Raw genomic sequence first — 19,841 nt, forward strand, 5'->3', positions numbered from 1 at the left:
AAAATCAGAACAAAGCACGAAAAAAAAGCCACCCCGAAGGGTGGCTTTATACGAACGAGCCGCAGCCCGTTCGTTCGCTTGCGCTTTATATCCAGACAGGGCTTGCGCCCTGCATTGGATTAGAAGCGGTGACGGACGCCCACGCCGACGGCGGTCGACTTCAGGTCGTCCACGAAGGCGTAGTTCTTGGCGTACGAACCGTAGGCGTACAGGTTGGTGCGCTTGGACAGGTCGTAGGTGTAGCCCAGCGAGTAGACTTGGGTCGACTCATCGCCGCCGGTCAACTTGGTGTTGCTGGGATCAACCATTTGCCACGAACCGAACAGGCTGCTTGCGCCGCCGATCGGGGCGGACAGGCCGACCATGTACGAGTTGGCCTTGAAGCCGTCAGCGAAAGCGTTAGCACCGAAGTTCACGCTGCCGATGTTGGTGTCGACGCCTTGACCAGCGAACCAGCCGTCGGTCGTGCGAGCGTAGGCCAGAGCCAGCTTCACAACTTCGAAGTCGTACGAACCGCCGATGGCGTACTGACGCGGGGTGGCATCAACCGAAGCCGACGACAGCTTGTTCGAGGCGTTCAGTTGGTCGTACGTCAGGGCGACGTTCAGGGGGCCGTTGACGTAGCGCAGACCGGTCGTGATGGCGCGGGTGTTGTCGGCGGTCTTGAAGCCGGTTTGAGCAGCGTTGGTGTCGTTCACGTTGAACGAGTAGCCGACGCCGAACTGGAAGCCGCTGAACGACGGGGTCTGATACATGACCATGTTGTCGTAGCGGTTCGTGTTGGCGGCGCTCAGAGCCACGCCGATGTTAGCTTGACCGAAGCCAGCGCCGAACGGATCGATCGAGCCGAAGTACTTCGACGCGATGTTGGTTTGGCGACCGAAGTCCAGTTGACCCCAGCTGTCGCTGGCCAGACCGACGGTGGCTTGACGACCGAACAGGCGGCCGCCTTGAGCGGAGTTGCCGTTACCGGAGTTGAAACCCGATTCCAGTTGGAAAACAGCGCGCAGGCCGTCACCCAGGTCTTCCGAACCACGCAGACCCCAGCGCGAACCGTTCTGGACGCCGTTGATCATGCCGAAACGGCTGCCGTTCGCCGCATCGTTCGGGGCGCCGCTGATCTTGTTGTAGCCGAGGCCCGTGTCGATGATGCCGTACAGGGTGACAGACGTTTCTGCCTGGGCGACACCGGCAAAACCGGCGAGCAGGGCGGCAGCGAGCAGAGTCTTTTTCATTTAAGAAATCTCCGTTGATTTGAGTGACAAGAGCAGCAATCCAGCAAACCAGCCTGCCGCCCCCCTAACTCCGCGAAGGGAAGTTGACGCTATTGCATCAAAAATCGAGGGGACTGGCTATGGTCGGCATCAGAAAAGTGCAGGTTTGCGACACCCCTGTTGGGATCTTGCAACATCGCGATGGTGCCGCTCCAGTGGTGTTAGGGCTAACCCGACCCCAAACGGGTAAGCACGTATCCATGCGACTTTCAGCCCTGCCCCTAATTATTCGGGGCGTTTTCCCGGCTGTCTTTCAGGCGCCTTTCGCGCACCAACACATCGGCTTTGTACACGGAAATCGGTTTTGCCCCCGTGAACAGGCGTCGCGCCGACTGTGACCGCGCCACATTTCCATAACATTGTTATTTATAAAAATCGTCGATATTATTCCCTGCATCCCTGCCCCCCCTGCCCCCCTTTTCCTCTGCCCATGCCCGTCTCCCCATCCGACCAACCGGAACGCAATGAGCGCAGCGAGCGCAATGAACGCCTCAACGCGCTGCGTCGACAGATGATTCTGGATGCCGCGCAGCGCGTCTTCGCGCGCGACGGCCTGGAAAAGACCACGATCCGGGCAATCGCGAAGGAAGCCGGCTGCACCACCGGCGCGATCTACCCCTGGTTTGCCGGCAAGGAAGCGCTTTATGGCGAACTGCTGGACGAGTCGCTGCTGGGCCTGCACGACCATCTGGCTGACGCGGCAGCCTGGCCCGCTTCCGGGGCGGCGCGCAAGACCATTCACACCTTTTTCGAGTACTACGCCCAGCGCCCCACGGATTTTTCGCTGGGCCTGTACCTGTTCCAGGGGCTGGGGCCGCGCGGCCTGGGCAGGGACATGGACGAAAAGCTCAACGCCCGGCTGCGCCAATGCGTGGACCATATCGGCGCCGCGCTGGCGCGTACCAAGTCCTGGGACCCGGCCACCGTGGCGGTCGAACAGATGAACGCGTTCACCTATCTGATGGGACTGTTGCTGTTGCAGCACACGCATCGCTTGAAATCCCTCGGGCAGCAGGCCGACGCCCTGCTGGACCACTATTGCCTTGTCCTGGAGCAACGATGACCGCCGCCCTTCCCGCCACCGACGCCGACGCGCCGCTGATCAGCCTGGCCGACTTTCACATCCTGCTGGCCGACCAGCATCCCTTTTCGCTGCTGTTGGGCATAGACGTCGTGCGCATCGGGCGCGGCACCGCCCGCGCGGTGCTGCCGGCCCGCGAGGCGCACCAGCGGCTGGGCGGCATCGTGGCCGGTCCGATGCTGATGGGACTGGCCGATCTGGCCATGTACGCCGCGGTGGTCGGGGCCACGGGCCAGACGCACGCGGTCACGGCAAGCCTGACCATCAATTTCCTGCGCAAAAGCCCCGCCGGCGCCATCCATGCCGATGCGCGGCTGCTGAAGGTGGGCAGATTGTCCGCCGGCGAAGTCATCCTGACAGGCGAGGGCTCGGACGAACCCGTGGCCCACATCGTGAGCACGTGGTCCGTGCCCAAGCCATGAACCTGCGTATCAGCATCGTAGGCATGGGCGACACCGGCACGATGGCCGCGCGACGCTTGCTGGAAGCCGAACCCGACATTGCGCTGACCCTGTACGACCTGGACCCGGAACGCTGCGAGCCTTTTCGCGGCTCGGCCACGCTGGCCACCTCCGCGCGCGAAGCCTTGATGGAATCAGACACCATCGTGCTGGCCCTGCCGCGCGAACGGGAAATTGACCGCACGCTGGAACGCTTCAGTGATGGCGCGGTGACCGCGCCGATCCGGGGCAAGCTCATCGTGGACCTGGCGCCGCCGCCGCCGGAACGCGCGCACCAGCTGGATCGCGCGGTAGCGCTTGCGGGCGGCCGCTATACCAGCATCCCGGGGTTGGCCGTCGGCGACGCAAGCGGCATCGCGGGCAACGTACAGCGCCGGCTGCTACGCGTCTTGTTGTGCCCGGCCTGATCTGCAATAGCGCTCGGCCACGGCCACGCACAGCGCCAGCCAGGCCAGCGTGACGGCAAAGCCGGCCACCACGTCGCTGGCGAAATGCACTTGCAGCAAGATGCGGCTAAGGCCGATGGCCATGATCAGCGCGCCCGCCGCCGCCACGCACGGCCAGCGCCATTGGGCCGGCGACAATCGCCACACCAGATAGCAGGCGGTGCCGTATACCGCCATTGCCGCCGACGCATGCCCACTGGGAAAGCTCCAGCCCGCCGCTACCGCGAAGCCGTGATCGTGTTCCGGCCGGACGCGTTCAAACGTGTGCTTCAGCACCCAATTCAGCGCCCCGCCCAAGCCCGTGGCCAGCGCGCAAAACACGGCCAGCCGCCACCACCCGGTCCACAGCAGATAAAGCGTCATCAATACGCTGAGCACGGTCAGGAAGTTGCGGTCGCCCAGATACGTGAACCAGGACAGCAGCCACAGCAGCGACGCGTTCATCGACATGCTCAACGCGTCGGCCAATGCGCCGTCGAAGGCCACCACATCGCCCTGGCTATGCACCGCCCACGCCAGCAACCCAAAGATCGCCACCGCCAGCGCCACGCCCGCCACGATGGCGCCGCGGCGGGCGTCAGTCGGCCGGCCCGCCACGACACGGACGGTGTACAGGGCAAAGGCGCCCGTCAACAACGGCAATGCAATGAACAATTCCAGGGCATGGGCCGCGGCCCATTGCGCGTACGGATCTGTCATGGCGCGGTCACCGCTCGACCGTGCTGACCAGCGTCTTGTCGACCGGTGCGAACACGTGGGCGGCTTCGGCATAGTCCCAGCGTTCGACATGGCACATCTGCTGGTCGCCCTCGCCTTCGCGTGTGATCACGTTCACGGAATTGGGCACGCTGCCCCGCACCCGGCTTGAGCACGCCGTACCCGCCTGCACGATCCAGCCTGCCGGCTTGCCCGCCGCCGACAGCGGCAGCACATAGGGCAAGTGGATATGCCCGCCCAACACCAGGTCGATACCCGATTGCGCCCAGGCCGCCAGCGCGCGTTCGCGCCCGTTAAGCAGATTGGACAGGTCGGATTCCACCTTGGCGCGCACGGGATGATGCGCGACGACCACCCGCAACTGCCCGGGGCGCGCCTGCCGCAGGCGCTGCGCCACGCGGGCAATCTGCGCGTCGGAAATTTCGCCGTCCTTATGGCGGCGCGGCCGCGTGGTGTTCACGCCGATAGCCAGCAGGCCGGCATTTTCGAACACCGGCTCCAGCACCGCGCCCAGCGCCCGCTTGTAGTTGCCATAGGGGTTCAGCACGCGCGCGAACACGTTGATCAACGGGATGTCGTGGTTGCCCGGCACGGCCAGGACGGGCAGCGACAGGCGTTCGATGAACTTGCGCGCCGCCGCGAATTGCCCGCGCCGCGCGCGCTGCGTGATATCGCCGCTTAACACGACCAGATCCGGGTTCAGCGATCGCGCCAAGTCCAGCGCGGCCTCGACCACAGGTTTGCGCTCGGTGCCGAAATGCGTGTCGGACAATTGCAATATCCGCGTCATGAGCGATCCAGGTATTGCGAATCCGCGGGCACCACCAGCGGCAGCTTTTCGTCGGCCACCTTGAATTCCAGCGGCGTGTTCATCCATGAAATCTCGCCGTCCATCGCGACCTTGACGCGATGGCGCCCCCGAATGCGCACCGTCATGCGGTGAAAGCCGAAGCTGATGACGTGCTCGGCCTCGCCCAGGCGGCTGAAAAGGCCGCGCAGCAGCAGGCCGTACAGCGCCAGCGTGCCCACCGGTTTGACCGTCATGGCCACCAGCCGGTCCCGGTCCAGGTCCTCGGACTCGATACCCACATGTTCCAGCTGCAACTTGTTGTTGCCCACCACCAGCGTCGGCGTGCGCAGGTCGCTTACCTGGCCCTTTTCTTCCAGTTGCAGCCGCAATTGGCGCGGCGCGCGCAGCAGGGTCACCACGCCGGACCACAACGCCACCAGCCGGCTCCGGCCAAAGCGCTGCTTATAGGCCTCGCGGTCTTCCAGCAGCGTGGGATACAGCCCCAGGCTGGCGTTCACAAGAAACAGCCGGCCGTTCAGCTGGCCGACGCGTACCGGCTGGATATGGCCTTGCAGAAAGCCGCGCAGCGCAACGTCGGTGTCTTGCGAGATACCGTAGGCGCGCCCGAAGTAATTGAACGTGCCCTGCGGCAGGATGCCGAACGGCACGCCCTTGCCCAGCACGGTGGCGGCCACGGCGTTCAGCGTGCCGTCGCCGCCCGCCGCGATGACCACGCCTTGTTCGTGTTGCGCGCGCTTGACGGCGGACTGTGCCGTTTCGGTGAGGCGGGTCGGGTCGTCCACCGGCATCAGCGTGTAACGCCTGCCCGCTTCATCGAGAATGCCGCGGATGGTGTCTTGCAGGACCTGCGCGTCGCCGCGCCCCGATCCTGTATTGAGGACGATGAATAGCGGCTCTTGTCCCGTCAGGGATTGCGCTTCGGTGCCTGGGCGCTGGTCGGATGGAGTCATGGGAGAAAGATAGCCCATGCCGGTAAAACGCCGCAAGGCGGCATGCGCTGCGCCGACCCCTCAACGGGCCTCGCTTGGCGAGGCCCGTTCCCCCACGGTCAACGGCCGATGGCGTACGCCTGCATCAGGCGTGGCGTTGCGGCTGCATGTAGCAGCCCGTCTTCATCGCGCGAGGCCGCCGTCAAGCGGCCAACCGACCACTGCGGCAATTCCTCGATCTGATGACCGCGCTGACGCAGCCCGTCGATCACGTCGGCGCCAAAGCTTGCCTCCAGCGCCAGATGGCCCGGCTTGCGATCGCGCGGATAGAACGAAGTGGGAAAGTGCATGGTGTGCGACATCGGCAGGTCGATGGCTTCCTGCAAATTCAGCCCGTGATGCACGTGACGCAGAAAGAACAGCAATTGCCATTGTTCCTGCTGATCCCCGCCAGGCGTGCCGAAAGCCAGGTACGGCTTGCCATCGCGCAGCGCCAAAGACGGCGTCAGCGTCGTGCGCGGCCGCTTGCCCGGCGCCAGCGTGCCCGGCAAGCCCTCTTCCAGCCAGAACATCTGCGCGCGCGTGTTCAGCCCGAAGCCCAGCTCGGGGATCACCGGCGACGACTGGAACCAGCCGCCCGACGGCGTGGCCGAAATCATGTTGCCCCAGCGGTCTATTACGTCCACATGCGTGGTGTCGCCGCGCTTGGCCGACGCGCGCATATCGGCCAGCGTGGGTTCGTTGGTGGCGCTGCCATGCGCCGACACCGACGACAGGCGTTCCAGCGTGTCCATCACGCGCGCCACCTGCGCCTCGAAGCCGGGCACCTGGCCGGGCAACAGATCATGCGAGGCCGTCTCACCGATCAATGCGCGGCGTTCGTCGTTGTAGGCGTCCGACAGCAGGTGCGCCAGCGGCACGTCGATGAAAGCCGGGTCGCCGTAATAGGCTTCGCGATCGGCGAAGGCCAGTTTCATCGCCTCCGTAACCCGGTGGATGAACTCGACGCTGTTCGGGCCCACGCCCGCCAGGTCCATGTTCTTCAACAACGCCAGCGTTTGCAAAAACACCGGCCCTTGGCTCCAGGCGCCCGCCTTGGCTACGGTGTAGCCGTGGTAGTCGTAAGTCAGCGGGGTGTCGTAGCTGGCCGACCAGCCCGCCAGGTCGTCGGCCGTGATGACGCCACGGTGCGTCGTGCCGCTTTCGTCCATGACGTCGGTATTGCGAGCAAAGCGCTCGATTTCCTCGGCAATGAAGCCCCGGTAGAAGGCGTCCCGCGCCGCCTCGATCTGGCGTTCGCGGTCGTTGCCCACGCTTTCTGCCTCTTTCAGCACACGCGTCCACGTGCGCGCCAGAGCCGGATTGCGAAACAGCTTGCGCGCTTCGGGCACCTTGCCGCCGGGTACGTAAACCGCCGCGGTGGTGGGCCAATGGGCTTCAAAGAAATCCTTCAGGCCAGCGATAGTATTGGAGATGCGCGGCATCAGCGCATGCCCGTGTTCGGCGTAATAGATGGCCGGTTCCAGCACATCGCGCACGCGCATCGTGCCGTGGTCGCGCAGCAGCAGCATCCAGGCGTCGAACGCGCCGGGAATCACGGTGGCCAACAAGCCGTTACCCGGAATCAGCTTCAGCCCTTCGGCGCGGTATCGCTCAAGCGTGGCGGCCGCCGGCGTCGTGCCCTGTCCGCACAGCACTTCCAGCTTGCCCGTGCGCGCCGAATGGAAGATGGCCGGCACTTCGCCGGCGGGGCCGACCAGATGCGGCTCAACCACTTGCAGCACGAAGGCCGACGCCGCGCAGGCGTCAAACGCGTTGCCTCCGCGTTCCAGCAGCGACATGCCGGTCGCGCTGGCCAGCCAATGGGTAGAGGTCACGACACCGAAGGTGCCAAGGATTTCCGGGCGAGTCGTAAACATGATGCTTCCTGTAGCGGCGGCGCACGCCGCCCGCAAGTATGAAAAACGGGATCCGAAACCGGATCCCGTCGTTGGTCGCCCGGCTTACTTCTTGGCGACGCTCACACCCTTCAGGCGGATCAGGCCGTCGGGGTAAGGCACAAAGCCTTCAACCTTCTTTTGCACGCCGAAGGTCCACGGCAGATAGAACAGGTAAACGATGGGGCGCTGGTCCTGCATGCGGGTCAACACCTGGTCGTACAGCGCGCGGCGCTTGGCCGTGTCGGCTTCAGCGCGCGCATCGTTAAGCAGCTTGTCCACGCCCGCGTCGCAGAACTTGCCGTCGTTCAGGTTGCCCTTGCAGCTGACGTATTGATGGATATTGCCGCTGGGATCGACCCGGCCCGACCAACCGCTTTGGCCCACTTCAAAGTCGCCGCGCGCCAGCGAAGATTGCAGCGATGCGAATTCCACCGGGCGCAGCGTGATGTCGAAACCGGCCTCGGCACCCATGGCCTGCACCAACTCGAACACCTGCTGCATGGTCGTGTTGTTGCCGAAGGTGATCTCGAACTTCACGCGGTCATAGCCGGCTTCCTTCAACAACGCCTGCGCCTTCTTAGGGTCGCGGCCCTTGTGTTCGAAGGCGGTGTTGTAGGCGAAGCTGGCGGGCGGGAACGGCTGGTAGGCCGGTTGGAACATGCCTTCACCGATCACCTGGTTCAGCACATCGCGGTCGATGGCCAGGTCCAGCGCCTGGCGCACGCGCTTGTCCTTGGCCAACGGGTTGTTGGCGCGCGCGCCATTGCCCAGGTTGACCGAGATCGACTGAAAGCCCAGGCCCGTCACCGGCGCCAGGCGCAGGTTGCCGTCGTCCTTGACTGCCTTGGCGTCGCTGGGCGCCACCCGTTCGATGATGTCCAGGTCGCCCGCGCGCAGGTTGTTCAGGCGCACGGTGTTGTCGGGGATCGGCGTGAAAACCAGGCGGTCGAAATGGAAGTTGGCGGCGTCCCAGTACTTGGGAAATTTCTCCAGCACGATGCGGTCGTTCTGCACGCGCTCCTTGAACTGATACGGGCCGGAACATACCGGCTTGCCCCCTGGGTCCTTATCGAAGCTGGCGGGCGACATCATCATGCCGGCGCGGTCCGACAACTGGGACAGCAGCGAGGCGTCGGGCTCGGACAGGGTCAGCACCACGGTGTTGGCATCCGGCGCGTCCACGCTGGCGACGGTGGCCAGCTCGCTCTTGCGGTTGCTGTCGGGCAGCGTGCGGGCGCGGTCCAGGTTGGCCTTGACGGCGGCGGCGTTGACCGGCGTGCCGTCATGGAACACGGCATCGGTGCGCAGCTTGAATGTCAGCGTTTTGTTGTCCGGGCCTATCGTCCAGGACTGCGCCAGTTGGGGCACGATCTTCAAGTCGGGGGTGATGTCGACCAGCTTGTCGCACAGCGAGGCAAAGACAATGCGGCCCACGAAGGTGCGCGCGCGCACCGGGTCCAGCACGTCCGGGTCGTCCTGCAGACCGATACGCAGGGTGGACTGGGCTTGCGCCAGACCGCTGGCCAGCATTCCCGCCATGGCCATGGCGAGGCAAAGTTTACGCATGAGTGTTCTCCGTCGTTGCATCTGTGGAATTCTGCGCCAGGCGCGCGGCGATTGTATAGAGCGGTGGCCGTCCGGCTGCTAAACACGGCCCACGACCGGCCGCCTCGCGGACGCCGGGTGGCTGGGAAATCAAGGCAGGCGGCAAGGGGCGGAAAAGTCCACCGCCGCCGTCACGGACTCGCGTAGCCGGGCAACCAGCGGCCGCGCGTCGTCGCGCCGGTACTGGAACGAATACGGCAACGCGGCCGGCTCGGGGTCGCCTTGCAGCACACGCAGGCTGCCTTCCGCTTGCAAGGCCTGGGCCCAATGTTCGGGTATCAGCCCTACCCCGGTGCCTTCGATCAGCAGGCCGACGATCGCGCCCCAGTTGTTGCAGCAGAGCCTTTCGCCCGCGGCATCGCGCCCGGCCAGCCAGTCATCGATGATGCGGGTGGTGCCCGCGCCTGCCGGCAGGGTCACCAGCGGCAAGCGAGCCAGCAACGCGGGGGTCATGCGGGTGTCCGAGCCCAGGGCGGCGGGAGCCGCCGCCCAGGCAAAGCGGGCCTGGCCGATCGGAGTCGACGCGATATTCGCGCGCGAGGACCGGCCGGCGATGACGGCGAAATCCAGCTCGCCATCGGCCACGCGCTGCTCCAGCACCTGGCCGATGTCCACATAGGGTTCCAGCACCAGGTCGGGATAGGCGGCCCGCACCACGCCGATCAAGCGCGGTAGCCAGGTCAGCGCGGTCAGTTCCCCCACGCCGAAGCGGCAGCGGCCGCGCAGCCCGGGCGTTTCCGCCATGGACGCCCGCACCTGGTCGGCGGCGGCCAGCAATTGCCGGGCCTGCGGCAGCAGGCGCTGACCGGCGTCGGTCAGCGCAGCCTTATGCCCGCTGCGGTCAAACAGCGGCCGTCCCAGCGCGTCCTCAAGTTCGGTAATGCGTTTGGACAGCGACGACACCGACAGGTGCAGCCGTTCAGCGGCCACGGCAAAGCTGGCGCAGGTGGCGGCCCAGTAGAACGCTTCAAGTTGCTTGAGAGTCATGCGCGGATTGTAGGGCGGGGCCTCGCTGCCGAACGCGGTAGGCGCAGCGGCGCGCGCCGCTCAGGATATGTTCTTCGCGATCCACCTGTACGTCCGCGCCCAGCACTTTCCGGAACAGATCCAGCTCGCTGCGGCAAAAGCCCATACAGGCCTTGGCGGCCGAGCAGATCGGACAGTGGTTTTCGATAAGCAGGAAATCGGCGCCGTCCTTGCGCAATTCGGCCATATAGCCTTCGGACGAGCGCACTTGCACCAGGCGGTCAAGGCGGGATGGCAGATCTTCCGCGCCCGCCATCGCGCGCTGATAGCCTTCCAGCATGGCGGCCTCGCGCGCCTGGATCAGCTTGTCCACGCCGTCGTCGCCGAACACCTGGCGCACGGCCCCAATCATCTGCACCGTCATTTCGGCGTGCGTATCGGGAAAGCGGCCGTGGCCGGCATCGGTCAGAAACCAGATCTGGGTAGGCCGGCCGCGCCCGGCGCTGTGGCTTTCGGAGTCGACCAGCCCGTCTGCATGCAGCCGCGTCATCTGTTGGCGCACCGCTTCGGCGGTCACGTCCATGGCCTTGGCGATGACGGCAACCGACTGCGGGCCGCGCGTCTTCAAGGTCATCAACACGCGGTCCGCCGGCTGATGCGGCATCCAGGTGACGGGGTGGGACAGGCTGTCGGACATGACGATATCGATACTCCGGGCGTAAGGTTCCTATGGTGCCATGAACTTGGCGGCCCATCAGCCGGTTGCATCAGCGCCAGCCTTCAGCGCCTCACATCAGCGCCCCCGCTTCCCAGCCGCCCCCCAGCGCCTTGTACAGCGCCACCAGACGGGTATAGGAATCCGTTTCGGCGACCGCCACGGCGTCCTGGGCGCGCAAAAGCGTACGCTGCGCGTCCAGCACCGTCAAATACGGCGCACTACCCTCGCGATAGCGCAACCGCGCCAGTTCCGCCGCGCGCCGGCTGTGCGCCGCCGCCTGTGCCAGATTGCCCAGGCGCTGTTGGGTCTGGCCAAACTCGGTCAGCGCCGACTCCAGTTCTTCCACCGCTTGAAGCACCGTTTGCTCGTAGCGCGCCACCACCCCGTCGGCGCGCGCGACGGCCGCGCGATTTCTGGCCAGCGCCGTCGGCAAGTGCAAGGCCGGCCAATTCACGCCCGATGCCACGCTGAACGCCCGGCTGGACGCCGTGCCGAAGTCCGCCCCGCGCAACGCCACAAAGCCCAGGAACCCGCCCAGGTCGATACGCGGATAAAGCTCTGCCGTGGCCACGCCCACGTCCGCGTTGGCGGCGGCCATATTGCGTTCGGCCGCCGCAACGTCCGGCCGGCGCGACAGCAGCGCCGCCACGTCCCCGATCGGCAGGCGCGTTGCCAATGGGGTCAGCGGTTTACCGGCATCCAGTTCGGCCAGCTCCACGGGTCGCAGCCCGGCCAATACCGCCAGCCGATACTGCGCCAGCCGCCTGGCAGTGACTTGCACGGGCACGCTGGCTTGCACGGTTTCCAGTTCGGCACGCGCGCTGGCCAGATCACCCTCATCGCCTCGGCCGTCCTGCACCAGCGCCTGAGTCACACGCAGACTGTCGCGCTGGCTTTCCAGGTTGGCCCGCGCCACGGCCAGGCGCTGTTCGGCGCCGCGCAGTTCGAAGTAATTGCGGGCCACTTCGGCCGCCACCACGATGCGCGTCTGGGCCAGGTCGGCCGCCTGCCCTTCGCTGCGCGCCGCCGCACCTTCGGCCGCCTGCCGCAGGCGTCCCCACAGGTCCAGCTCCCAGGTGGCGTCAAAACCCGCCCGATAGCTTTGGGCCAGGCTGCGCTGCCCGGCCGTGCCCGCGTTGGCCTGCGACAGGCTGCGTTCATAGCGCCCGTCCAGCGTCACGGCGGGCAAGCGGTCCAGCTCTTTCTCGTCCAGCACGGCGCGCGACTCGGCCAGGCGAGACTGGGCGATGCGGATGTCGTGATTACGGCTCAAGGCCAGGTCCACCAGCTGGTCCAGCTGGGGGTCTTGCAGTTGCTTCCACCAATCGCGTTGCAGCGCGTCAGAAGAAAACAGCGCCTGCTCGGGGCTGGCCAGCACCACGGGCGCGGCTTGCGGCCGTTGGTACCGGGGGCCCACGGCGCAGCCGGACAACGCCAGCACCAGCGCCAACAGCGTTGACCGCAGCACGATGGCGGCGCGGCGCGGGCGATCCGGCGCAGCCGAGATCGGAGGCAGGCACGACCGTTCGAACCCCGCAATGAGGGCCGCGCGGCGCAGGGGTTCTGATGCAGAAATTTCAATCATGGTCGGCTCCTTAATGCGGGATAGCGGCGCGGCCGTCTTCGGCTTGCGCCGCGGCCAGTTCACGCGCGCGCGGCGTATCGCTGGCGGCGCGGTGGTCACGCGCAAGCACGGTGTAGACGGTAGGCAGCACGAACAGCGTGAACAGCGTGCCCACCAGCAAGCCCACCACGATGACCATGCCCAGGCTGTAGCGGCTATGCGCGCCCGCCCCCGTGGCGAACAGCAAGGGGATCAGCCCCATCACCATTGCCGCCGTCGTCATCAGAATGGGACGCAAGCGGATGCGCGCGGCCTGTTCCATTGCCGCACGCCGATCCAGCCCGTGGCTGACCTGCATCTCGTTGGCGAACTCCACCATCAGGATGCCGTGCTTGCTGATCAGGCCGATCAACGTCACCAGCCCGATCTGCGTATAGATATTGACGGTGGCCATGCCCAGCGCCAGCGGGATCAGCGCGCCGCATATCGACATCGGCACGCTGACCAGGATGATGAACGGGTCGCGCAGGCTTTCGTATTGCGCGGCCAGCACCAGGTAGATGACGATGATGGCGAACAGGAACGTGATCATCAGCGCCGAGCCTTCCTGGCTGAACTGGCGCGCATCCGATTGCCAGTCAAAGCTGAAGCCGGCAGGCAGGTTCTGCGCCTGTTGCGACAGGAATGTCACCGCGTCGCCCATGGTGACGCCGGGCATGGGAATGGCCTGAAACGTGGCGGCGTTCAGCTGGTTGAACTGCGTCAGTGAATTGGGTTCCACGCCCATGGACACCGACACCAGGTTCGACAGCGGCACCTGTGCGCCGCTGGCGCTTTTGACGTGGAACTGTGCCAAGGCCTGGGGCGACACACGCAGATCACGGCGGCTTTGCGGAATGACGTCATACGAACGCCCGTCCATGCCGAAGCGGTTGACGTAGTTTTCGCCCACCAGCACCGCCAGCGTATCGCCGATGTCCTTCATGGTGACGCCCAGGCTGTTGGCCTTGGCCCGGTCCACCGTCAGTTGCACCACGGGGTTGTTGTAGTCCAGGTCGCTATCCACCACCATGAACAGCCCGCTGGCCCGCGCGGCCTGCTTCAAGCTTTCCATGGCCTCGTAGACGACGCGGTAATCCGCCGCGCTCATCAGCACCATCTGCACCGGCAGCCCGCCGGTGGACCCGGGCAACGACGGCAGCTGGAACGCAAAGATGTTGCTGCCTTCCACCTGGTTGGCCAGCGATTGCATGTCGGCCTGGATGGCATCCGCGTTGCGCTTGCGGTCTTGCCAGTCCACAAAGTCCACGCCGCCGATGCTGTTGGACACGCCGTCCGATCCGTTGATCAACCAGCGCCCTTTTTGCTCGGGCACGGTCTTCATCACGTCGTCCCATTTCTTGCCGAACTTTTCCACATAGTCGATGTTGGCGTGCTGCGGGGATTTGATCGCGGTCAGCACGGTGGATTGGTCTTCGACGGGCGCCAGCTCGCGCTGCGCGGCGTTGTACAGGAAAGGCAGGCTGATCAGCACCGCCACCGCAATCAGGCCCGTCACCCAGCGATGCCGCAAGGACACGTCCAGCACGCGCCCATAGGCATTGCCCAGCCGGCCAAACATGCGTTCGGCGTTGCGCGCCATCCTGCCTTCCGACACGTGGCGGTTCAGCAGGAACGAACTCATGACCGGCGACAAAGTCAGTGCAATGACGCCCGACACCACCACCGCGCCTGCCAGCGTAAAGGCAAATTCCTTGAACAGCGACCCGGTCAGCCCGCCCATCAGCCCGATGGGCGCATACACAGCGGCCAGCGTGATCGTCATGGCGATTACCGGCCCGGCCACTTCCCGCGCGCCGATCAACGCCGCGCGCACGGGCGACTTGCCCTCTTCGATGTGACGATGCACGTTTTCCACCACCACGATGGCGTCGTCCACCACCAGGCCAATGGCCAGCACCATCGCCAGCAGGGTCAGCAGGTTCACGCTGAAGCCGAACAGCGCCATGATGGCCGCCCCGCCCAGCATGGAAAGCGGAATGGTGACCACGGGAATCAACACCGCGCGCAATGAGCCCAGGCAAAGAAAGATCACCACCACGACGATGGCGATGGCTTCCAGCAGCGTCTGCATCACGCCATCGATCGACGCGCTGATGAAGCGTGCCAGCTCGAACGGCACTTGCACGCTGGTGCCCGGGGGCAGGTTCTGCTTGATGTTGGGCAACAATTCCTGCAAGCGCTTGACGATGACCAGCGGGTTACCCACAGGCGTGGCATTCAGGCCAAAGTAGACGGCCGGTTCGCCGTCCATCAAGCCGCTGGAATCGGTGGATGCCGCGCCTAGTTCCACGGTGGCCACGTCGCCCAGCCGCACGATGGCGTCGCCATCACGCTTGACCACCAGGTCGCGAAACTGCGCCACATTGACCAGGTCGGTATTGACCTGGATGTTGGACACCACGTACAGGCCCTTGGCCTGACCGGGCGCGGCCTGCACGTTGTTATCGCGCAGCGCCCGCGCCAGTTCGCCCGCCGAGATGCCGCGCGCGGCCATGCGGTCCGGGTCCAGCCAGACGCGCATGGCCAGCTTTTGGCCGCCATACAGTTCCACGCTGGCCACGCCGTCGATCGAGGACAACTGCGGCTGCACCACGCGCGACAAATAATCGGTCAGTGCCGCCAGCGATAGCGTCGAACTGGCAAACCCCACATAGGCCACGGCGGTCGCCTCGCCCGCCGACTTGACCAGCACGGGGTCGTAGACGTCCTGCGGCAGCCGGTACTTGACCTCGTTGACCTTGGCCATCACCTCGGTCATGGCCTTGTTGGAATCGGCGTTCAGCTTCATCCGCACCGTGATCACGCTGCGGCCCTGCGTGGACGAGGACGACAGGTAATCGATGCCTTCCACCGTGGCCACCGATTGCGCGATAGGCTGCGTGACGAAGCCTTGCATCAGGTCGGGCGACGCGCCGGGGTATTGGGTGGTGATGGTGATGGTGGTGCTTTCGGTCAGCGGGTACTGCCGCACCGGCAGGCCGCTTAACGCCTTGATGCCCAGCAACAGGATCAGCGTGCTGACCACCAGCGCCAGCACGGGCCGGCGCACGAAAAGATCGGTGAATGTCATGATGCCTCCGCCGATGCGCCCAACGCGACGGTGTCCGCGCCGGTCACGTCAACGGCCGCGCCGTTGTGCAGCCGCAGTTGGCCCGACGTCACTACCTGATCGCCCGCGTTCAAGCCTTCAGTGACAACGACCCGGCCACGCACGCGCTCGGCCGTCTTGACGTAGGCTTGCCGCACCGTGGCGGGCACGGCGGCTTCGCCCGGCTTGGGCGTCGTCAGCACGTAGACGGAATCGCCGTAAGCGCTATAGCTGATGGCCGTTTCCGGCACCGTGATCACGTTGGGCCGGTCGGGCAGACGGATGCGGCCATGCGCGAACATGCCGGCGGCAAGCGCGCCATCGGCGTTGGCCAACGTTGCCTGCACACGCACAGTGCGCGATCCGGCGTCCACCTGCGGTTCGACGGTGGTGACCTGGCCGGGGAATTGGCGGTCGGCATATGCATCCACCGTCACCGTCACGGGCTGGCCCGCGCGCACGGCGCCCAGCGCCTGTTCGGGCAGGGTGATATTTGCGTACAGCGTCGAAGCGTCGGTCAACGACACCAGCGGATCGCCGGCGCGCGCGAACTGGCCCAGATGCACACGGCGCACGCCCAGCATGCCGTCGAACGGCGCCTTGACGCGCTTTTGCTCGATCAGCGCCTGTACGCGCCGGATGTCGCCGGCGGCCTGGTCGTAATCGGCCTGCGCCTGATCCAGCTGTTCCCGCGTGGCGGCCTGTTGCGGCAGCAGCCGGCGCGTGCGTTCCAACAAGGCGCGCGCATTGCGGGCCTGCGCCTCCAGCCGTGCCAGCTCGCCGCGTTCCGGCGCATCGTTCATCTGCACCAGCAGTTGGCCGGCCTTCACCGCTTGACCCGCCGTGAAAAGAATCTGGGTGACCCGGCCATCCACTTCGGCGGGCACTTGCACCTGGCGCGTGGCCTCCAATGAGCCGATGCCGGCCAGCGCCAGCGGAAAATCCGCCTGCACGGCGGGCGCCACCGCAACCTTGGCCGGCGCCATCGCCCATCCGCCCTGCTGCGGCGCGCGGCCGGCCTTCCACGCCCACCCGCCCGCCAACGCCCCCACCAGCACAAGGGCCCCTGCGGCCCAGGCTCCAGATCTCGCCTTCATGATCGTTCTCTTTATTTATCCAAGAATAAGCTTGGATAATCCTTCATTCGCTCCATTTCGTCAAAGTGGACGTCGCAATGCGTCGCATAGCGCACCCCTATCGGCTCGGCCGCTAGCGGCGCCACGGGCGAAAAAAAACCGCCAGACAAGGCTGGCGGCTTTCAGGGTCAGGCGGCTTGGCCGGGCAGGACGCGTCCGGCGCCCGTTCAGGTGCGGACCATGTGCAGGTAATGGCGATGGCGTTCGTACTGGTCCAGGATGTCGCCGATAACCGCGTCGCGGCTCCAGCCCATGATGTCGTAGTCCTGCCCGCCTTCGCGCAGATGCACTTCGGCGCGGAAGTACTTGCGCTCTTCTTCGTCGGCGGCTTCGTCCGGCGTCAGGCTGGGGCGCACAAAGGCTTCCGGTTGCACGGCATACGAAAAGTCCAGGTGTTCGCCGTGCGAGACCTCAAGAATGGCGCTGCCGTCGCCTTCAACTTCACGCACTTCCACCGCATAGCCCTGCTTGCGCAGTTCCTCGGCCACGTCGTCCAGCGCCGGCCGCACCACATCGCTGATGAAGCGTTGCACGTGCGAGCGGCGCGGCATCATCACCATGTTGCGCAGGCGGCGTTCCCAGGATTGGCCGCCGCGCGCGGGGCGCGACAAGGTCAACGACTGATAGCGGATACCGCGCTTGGTGGCGTCCAGCTTCAGCGCCTTGAACAGCCCCCATAGCGACAGCAGCAAAATGATGGAGAACGGCAGCGCGCTGGCGATGGTGGCCGTCTGCAAGGCGGTCAGCCCGTCGGCCAGCAGCAGCGCGATGGCAACCGCACCCATCAGCACCGACCAGAAAATGCGTTGCCACACGGGGGTGCGGTCCGACCCGCCCGAGGCCAGCAGGTCAACCACCAGCGCGCCCGAGTCGGCGGACGTCACGAAAAACACCGCGACCATCGCAATGGCCACCACCGACAGCACACTGCTCCAAGGCAAATGTTCCAGGAAGGCGAACAGGGCCAGCGACGAATCTGCTTCGACCACCTCGGCCAGGCCTTGCACCTTGTCCACAAGGATCATGTGGATGGCCGTGTCGCCAAACACCGTCATCCAGAACAGGGTGAACCCGGCCGGCACCAGCAGCACGCCGGTGACGAATTCGCGGATGGTGCGCCCGCGCGAGATGCGCGCGATGAACAGGCCCACGAACGGCGACCACGCAATCCACCAGCCCCAATAGAACAAGGTCCACCCGCCGATCCAGTCGGTGGGCTCGTAGGCATACAGGTTGAAGGTCTTGTTGACGATGTCGGACAGGTACGCGCCCGTGTTCTGCACAAAGGTCTGGAACAGGAACACGGTGGGGCCGACCACCAGCACAAACAGCAACAGCACGGCCGCCAGCACCAGGTTGGTCTCGGACAGGATGCGGATGCCCTTATCCAAACCGCTGGCCACCGACAGCGTGGCCAGGCCGCAAGTGACGACGATGAGGATGATCTGCGTCGTCACGCCCACCGGGACGCCGAACAGGTGGTTCAGCCCGCTGTTGATCTGCGCCACGCCCAGGCCCAGCGACGTCGCCACGCCCAGCACCGTGCCGATGATGGCGAAGATGTCCACGGCATGGCCGATGGGGCCGTGGATGCGGTTCCCGATCAGCGGATACAGGGCAGAACGCAGCGTCAGCGGCAGCCCATGGCGGTAGCTGAAGAACGCCAGGATCAGCGCCACCACCGCATAGATCGCCCACGCATGCAGGCCCCAATGGAAGAACGTGATCTTCATGGCCTCGCGCGCGGCGACGGCCGTGCCCCCCTCGCCGACCGGCGGCGACATAAAGTGCATCACCGGTTCCGCCACCCCGAAGAACATCAGGCCGATGCCCATGCCCGCCGAAAACAGCATCGCAAACCAGGTGAAATTGCGGTAGTCGGGTTCGCTATGGTCCGGCCCGAGCTTGATGTCGCCATAGCGGCTCAAGGCCAGAAACACCACGGCCAGCAGGATGATGGCCACGACCAGGATGTAGAACCAGCTGACGTTACCCAGGATCCAGCCTTGCACGGATTCAAAAAGGCTTTGCGCCCGCTGCGGCGCAAGAATCGCGAATCCGACCAGCAACAGCGTGAAGATGGCCGCCGGGAAGAACACCGGGCGGTTGATGGTGGATGGTCGGGTTTCTGAAGACATGCTGCCGCTCCTTTCGCCCAGGGTTGCGAATTTCGGCGCCGGCCCCCTCAGCCCGACCGTTGCGCCGCGGTTATTACTATCACGGCCGGCATGCGGCTGACAATCTGTATCGGTGTTCTGCATCGGTGATTCGGGCCGCGATGCACCGGCCCAGGCAAGGCTATCCGACCGAAGTCGGCGCGCCGGGCGGCAAGGCGGCGGGCGCCGCGTCGGGCTGCGGGTCGCCAAACACCACCCGGCGGAAGAAACCGGCCAACACGGCCTCGGTCATTTCCAGGCTCACGCCTTGCGGATCGAAGGCGTAGCTAAATTGCATGCCGTCCGACAAGGCCAGCAGGCCAATCGCCAATTGTTCGGCCGGCATGGGCAGCGGTGTGCCCACGTGCGCGGAAAACTGCCGGACGTATTCCGTGGTGGCCGCGCGCAACTCTCGCAGGCAGTCGGTAAAACCGATGCGGAAATCGGGGTCGCGCGCCGCCTGGAGCTTGCCTTCCATCCAGAGCAGGAAGCAGTCGTTTTCGCGGTGGTGCGTGCTGTAGTACTGGACGACGCTGGCCTCCATTTGCGGGCGCGTTTCGCCTTCCTCGAAGATGGCGCGCATGTCGGCCATCACTTTTTCGTGATCGCGCCTGAGCAATTGCAGGAAAAGTTCGGTCTTGCTGCCGAAATTGGAATAGAAGGCGCCGCGCGTGTACCCCGCCAGTTCGGCGATGTCTTCGACGCTGGCGGCCACGAAGCCTTTGGTAAGGAATACCGATTGCGCAGCGTCCAGCAGACGCTGACGCGTCTGGTCTCTGCTTTGCTCTCGGGTTAAGCGCACTTTTGACATGGCGGGAGTTTAGCACTGGCAATGATCTCAAATACAGCCTTGTATCCGAATACAGAAGCGCATTAGAATTCAGCC

Annotated in this window: 16 protein-coding genes; 3 read left to right on the top strand and 13 right to left on the bottom strand. The window is 65.3% G+C overall.

Annotated elements, in window-relative coordinates; all coding sequences use genetic code 11:
* Window positions 1-119: 119 nt before the first annotated feature.
* Entirely contained in the window at window positions 120-1,235 is a 1,116-nt protein-coding gene (locus V6F88_RS16400) for a porin (RefSeq protein ID WP_332610738.1), read from the bottom strand.
* A 469-nt stretch (window positions 1,236-1,704) separates the two neighbouring features.
* Between V6F88_RS16400 and V6F88_RS16405 the strand changes: the two genes are divergently transcribed.
* From V6F88_RS16405 to V6F88_RS16415, 3 genes are read left to right on the top strand one after another with little or no spacing between them, the layout of a single operon-like run.
* Entirely contained in the window at window positions 1,705-2,337 is a 633-nt protein-coding gene (locus V6F88_RS16405) for a TetR/AcrR family transcriptional regulator (RefSeq protein WP_442880321.1), read from the top strand.
* The gene (locus V6F88_RS16410) at window positions 2,334-2,777 is read left to right on the top strand and encodes a PaaI family thioesterase (protein ID WP_332610739.1); all 444 of its coding nucleotides are present in this window, start codon (window positions 2,334-2,336) and stop codon (window positions 2,775-2,777) included. Before V6F88_RS16405 ends, V6F88_RS16410 begins: the two co-directional genes overlap by 4 nt.
* On the top strand, window positions 2,774-3,223 hold the full coding sequence (locus V6F88_RS16415; protein WP_332610740.1) for an NAD(P)-binding domain-containing protein: 450 nt from the start codon (window positions 2,774-2,776) through the stop codon (window positions 3,221-3,223). Before V6F88_RS16410 ends, V6F88_RS16415 begins: the two co-directional genes overlap by 4 nt.
* Here V6F88_RS16415 and V6F88_RS16420 read toward each other — a convergent pair.
* The 12 genes from V6F88_RS16420 to V6F88_RS16475 all read right to left on the bottom strand — a co-directional run bounded on the left by V6F88_RS16420 (window position 3,197) and on the right by V6F88_RS16475 (window position 19,766).
* The gene (locus V6F88_RS16420; protein WP_332610741.1) at window positions 3,197-3,961 is read right to left on the bottom strand and encodes a phosphatase PAP2 family protein; all 765 of its coding nucleotides are present in this window, start codon (window positions 3,959-3,961) and stop codon (window positions 3,197-3,199) included. The two genes, V6F88_RS16415 and V6F88_RS16420, sit on opposite strands and share 27 nt — an antisense overlap.
* A 7-nt stretch (window positions 3,962-3,968) precedes the next feature.
* Window positions 3,969-4,769, bottom strand: a complete 801-nt coding sequence (locus V6F88_RS16425; RefSeq protein ID WP_332610742.1) for a metallophosphoesterase family protein — start codon at window positions 4,767-4,769, stop codon at window positions 3,969-3,971.
* On the bottom strand, window positions 4,766-5,740 hold the full coding sequence (locus V6F88_RS16430; RefSeq protein WP_332610743.1) for a diacylglycerol/lipid kinase family protein: 975 nt from the start codon (window positions 5,738-5,740) through the stop codon (window positions 4,766-4,768). Before V6F88_RS16430 ends, V6F88_RS16425 begins: the two co-directional genes overlap by 4 nt.
* A 98-nt stretch (window positions 5,741-5,838) precedes the next feature.
* Window positions 5,839-7,638: a gamma-glutamyltransferase family protein gene (locus V6F88_RS16435; RefSeq protein WP_332610744.1), complete on the bottom strand. Its 1,800-nt coding sequence runs from the start codon at window positions 7,636-7,638 to the stop codon at window positions 5,839-5,841.
* An 84-nt stretch (window positions 7,639-7,722) separates the two neighbouring features.
* A complete protein-coding gene (locus tag V6F88_RS16440; protein WP_332610746.1) occupies window positions 7,723-9,225 on the bottom strand; it encodes an ABC transporter substrate-binding protein in 1,503 nt (500 codons plus the stop codon).
* Between the two features lie 129 nt (window positions 9,226-9,354).
* Window positions 9,355-10,251, bottom strand: a complete 897-nt coding sequence (locus V6F88_RS16445) for a LysR family transcriptional regulator (RefSeq protein WP_332610748.1) — start codon at window positions 10,249-10,251, stop codon at window positions 9,355-9,357.
* Window positions 10,232-10,927 carry a helix-turn-helix transcriptional regulator gene (locus V6F88_RS16450; protein ID WP_332610750.1) on the bottom strand — a complete coding sequence of 232 codons (696 nt, stop codon included), beginning with the start codon at window positions 10,925-10,927 and terminating at the stop codon, window positions 10,232-10,234. Before V6F88_RS16450 ends, V6F88_RS16445 begins: the two co-directional genes overlap by 20 nt.
* A 91-nt stretch (window positions 10,928-11,018) precedes the next feature.
* The gene (locus V6F88_RS16455) at window positions 11,019-12,533 is read right to left on the bottom strand and encodes a TolC family protein (protein ID WP_332610752.1); all 1,515 of its coding nucleotides are present in this window, start codon (window positions 12,531-12,533) and stop codon (window positions 11,019-11,021) included.
* 10 nt (window positions 12,534-12,543) lie between these two features.
* Window positions 12,544-15,645 carry a MexW/MexI family multidrug efflux RND transporter permease subunit gene (locus V6F88_RS16460; RefSeq protein WP_332610753.1) on the bottom strand — a complete coding sequence of 1,034 codons (3,102 nt, stop codon included), beginning with the start codon at window positions 15,643-15,645 and terminating at the stop codon, window positions 12,544-12,546.
* Window positions 15,642-16,760, bottom strand: coding sequence for an efflux RND transporter periplasmic adaptor subunit (locus V6F88_RS16465; protein ID WP_332610754.1), 1,119 nt, complete (start codon window positions 16,758-16,760; stop codon window positions 15,642-15,644). Before V6F88_RS16465 ends, V6F88_RS16460 begins: the two co-directional genes overlap by 4 nt.
* Window positions 16,761-16,966: 206 nt before the next feature.
* Window positions 16,967-18,937: a BCCT family transporter gene (locus V6F88_RS16470; RefSeq protein ID WP_332610756.1), complete on the bottom strand. Its 1,971-nt coding sequence runs from the start codon at window positions 18,935-18,937 to the stop codon at window positions 16,967-16,969.
* 160 nt (window positions 18,938-19,097) lie between these two features.
* A complete protein-coding gene (locus tag V6F88_RS16475; protein WP_332610758.1) occupies window positions 19,098-19,766 on the bottom strand; it encodes a TetR/AcrR family transcriptional regulator in 669 nt (222 codons plus the stop codon).
* Window positions 19,767-19,841: the final 75 nt, after the last annotated feature.

Origin of the sequence: Achromobacter sp. ESBL13 (genome assembly GCF_036668755.1) — a bacterium.
In the GTDB taxonomy this organism is placed as follows: domain Bacteria; phylum Pseudomonadota; class Gammaproteobacteria; order Burkholderiales; family Burkholderiaceae_B; genus Achromobacter.

What these genes read in the sequence shown, in the direction of transcription:
- V6F88_RS16455 (WP_332610752.1), bottom strand. Translation starts at nt 12,533, where the DNA reads ATGATTGAAATTTCTGCATCAGAACCCCTGCGCCGCGCGGCCCTCATT.
- V6F88_RS16440 (WP_332610746.1), bottom strand. Translation starts at nt 9,225, where the DNA reads ATGCGTAAACTTTGCCTCGCCATGGCCATGGCGGGAATGCTGGCCAGC.
- V6F88_RS16470 (WP_332610756.1), bottom strand. Translation starts at nt 18,937, where the DNA reads ATGTCTTCAGAAACCCGACCATCCACCATCAACCGCCCGGTGTTCTTC.
- V6F88_RS16415 (WP_332610740.1), top strand. Translation starts at nt 2,774, where the DNA reads ATGAACCTGCGTATCAGCATCGTAGGCATGGGCGACACCGGCACGATG.
- V6F88_RS16450 (WP_332610750.1), bottom strand. Translation starts at nt 10,927, where the DNA reads ATGTCCGACAGCCTGTCCCACCCCGTCACCTGGATGCCGCATCAGCCG.
- V6F88_RS16420 (WP_332610741.1), bottom strand. Translation starts at nt 3,961, where the DNA reads ATGACAGATCCGTACGCGCAATGGGCCGCGGCCCATGCCCTGGAATTG.
- V6F88_RS16425 (WP_332610742.1), bottom strand. Translation starts at nt 4,769, where the DNA reads ATGACGCGGATATTGCAATTGTCCGACACGCATTTCGGCACCGAGCGC.
- V6F88_RS16445 (WP_332610748.1), bottom strand. Translation starts at nt 10,251, where the DNA reads ATGACTCTCAAGCAACTTGAAGCGTTCTACTGGGCCGCCACCTGCGCC.
- V6F88_RS16465 (WP_332610754.1), bottom strand. Translation starts at nt 16,760, where the DNA reads ATGAAGGCGAGATCTGGAGCCTGGGCCGCAGGGGCCCTTGTGCTGGTG.
- V6F88_RS16460 (WP_332610753.1), bottom strand. Translation starts at nt 15,645, where the DNA reads ATGACATTCACCGATCTTTTCGTGCGCCGGCCCGTGCTGGCGCTGGTG.
- V6F88_RS16475 (WP_332610758.1), bottom strand. Translation starts at nt 19,766, where the DNA reads ATGTCAAAAGTGCGCTTAACCCGAGAGCAAAGCAGAGACCAGACGCGT.
- V6F88_RS16400 (WP_332610738.1), bottom strand. Translation starts at nt 1,235, where the DNA reads ATGAAAAAGACTCTGCTCGCTGCCGCCCTGCTCGCCGGTTTTGCCGGT.
- V6F88_RS16430 (WP_332610743.1), bottom strand. Translation starts at nt 5,740, where the DNA reads ATGACTCCATCCGACCAGCGCCCAGGCACCGAAGCGCAATCCCTGACG.
- V6F88_RS16435 (WP_332610744.1), bottom strand. Translation starts at nt 7,638, where the DNA reads ATGTTTACGACTCGCCCGGAAATCCTTGGCACCTTCGGTGTCGTGACC.
- V6F88_RS16410 (WP_332610739.1), top strand. Translation starts at nt 2,334, where the DNA reads ATGACCGCCGCCCTTCCCGCCACCGACGCCGACGCGCCGCTGATCAGC.
- V6F88_RS16405 (WP_442880321.1), top strand. Translation starts at nt 1,705, where the DNA reads ATGCCCGTCTCCCCATCCGACCAACCGGAACGCAATGAGCGCAGCGAG.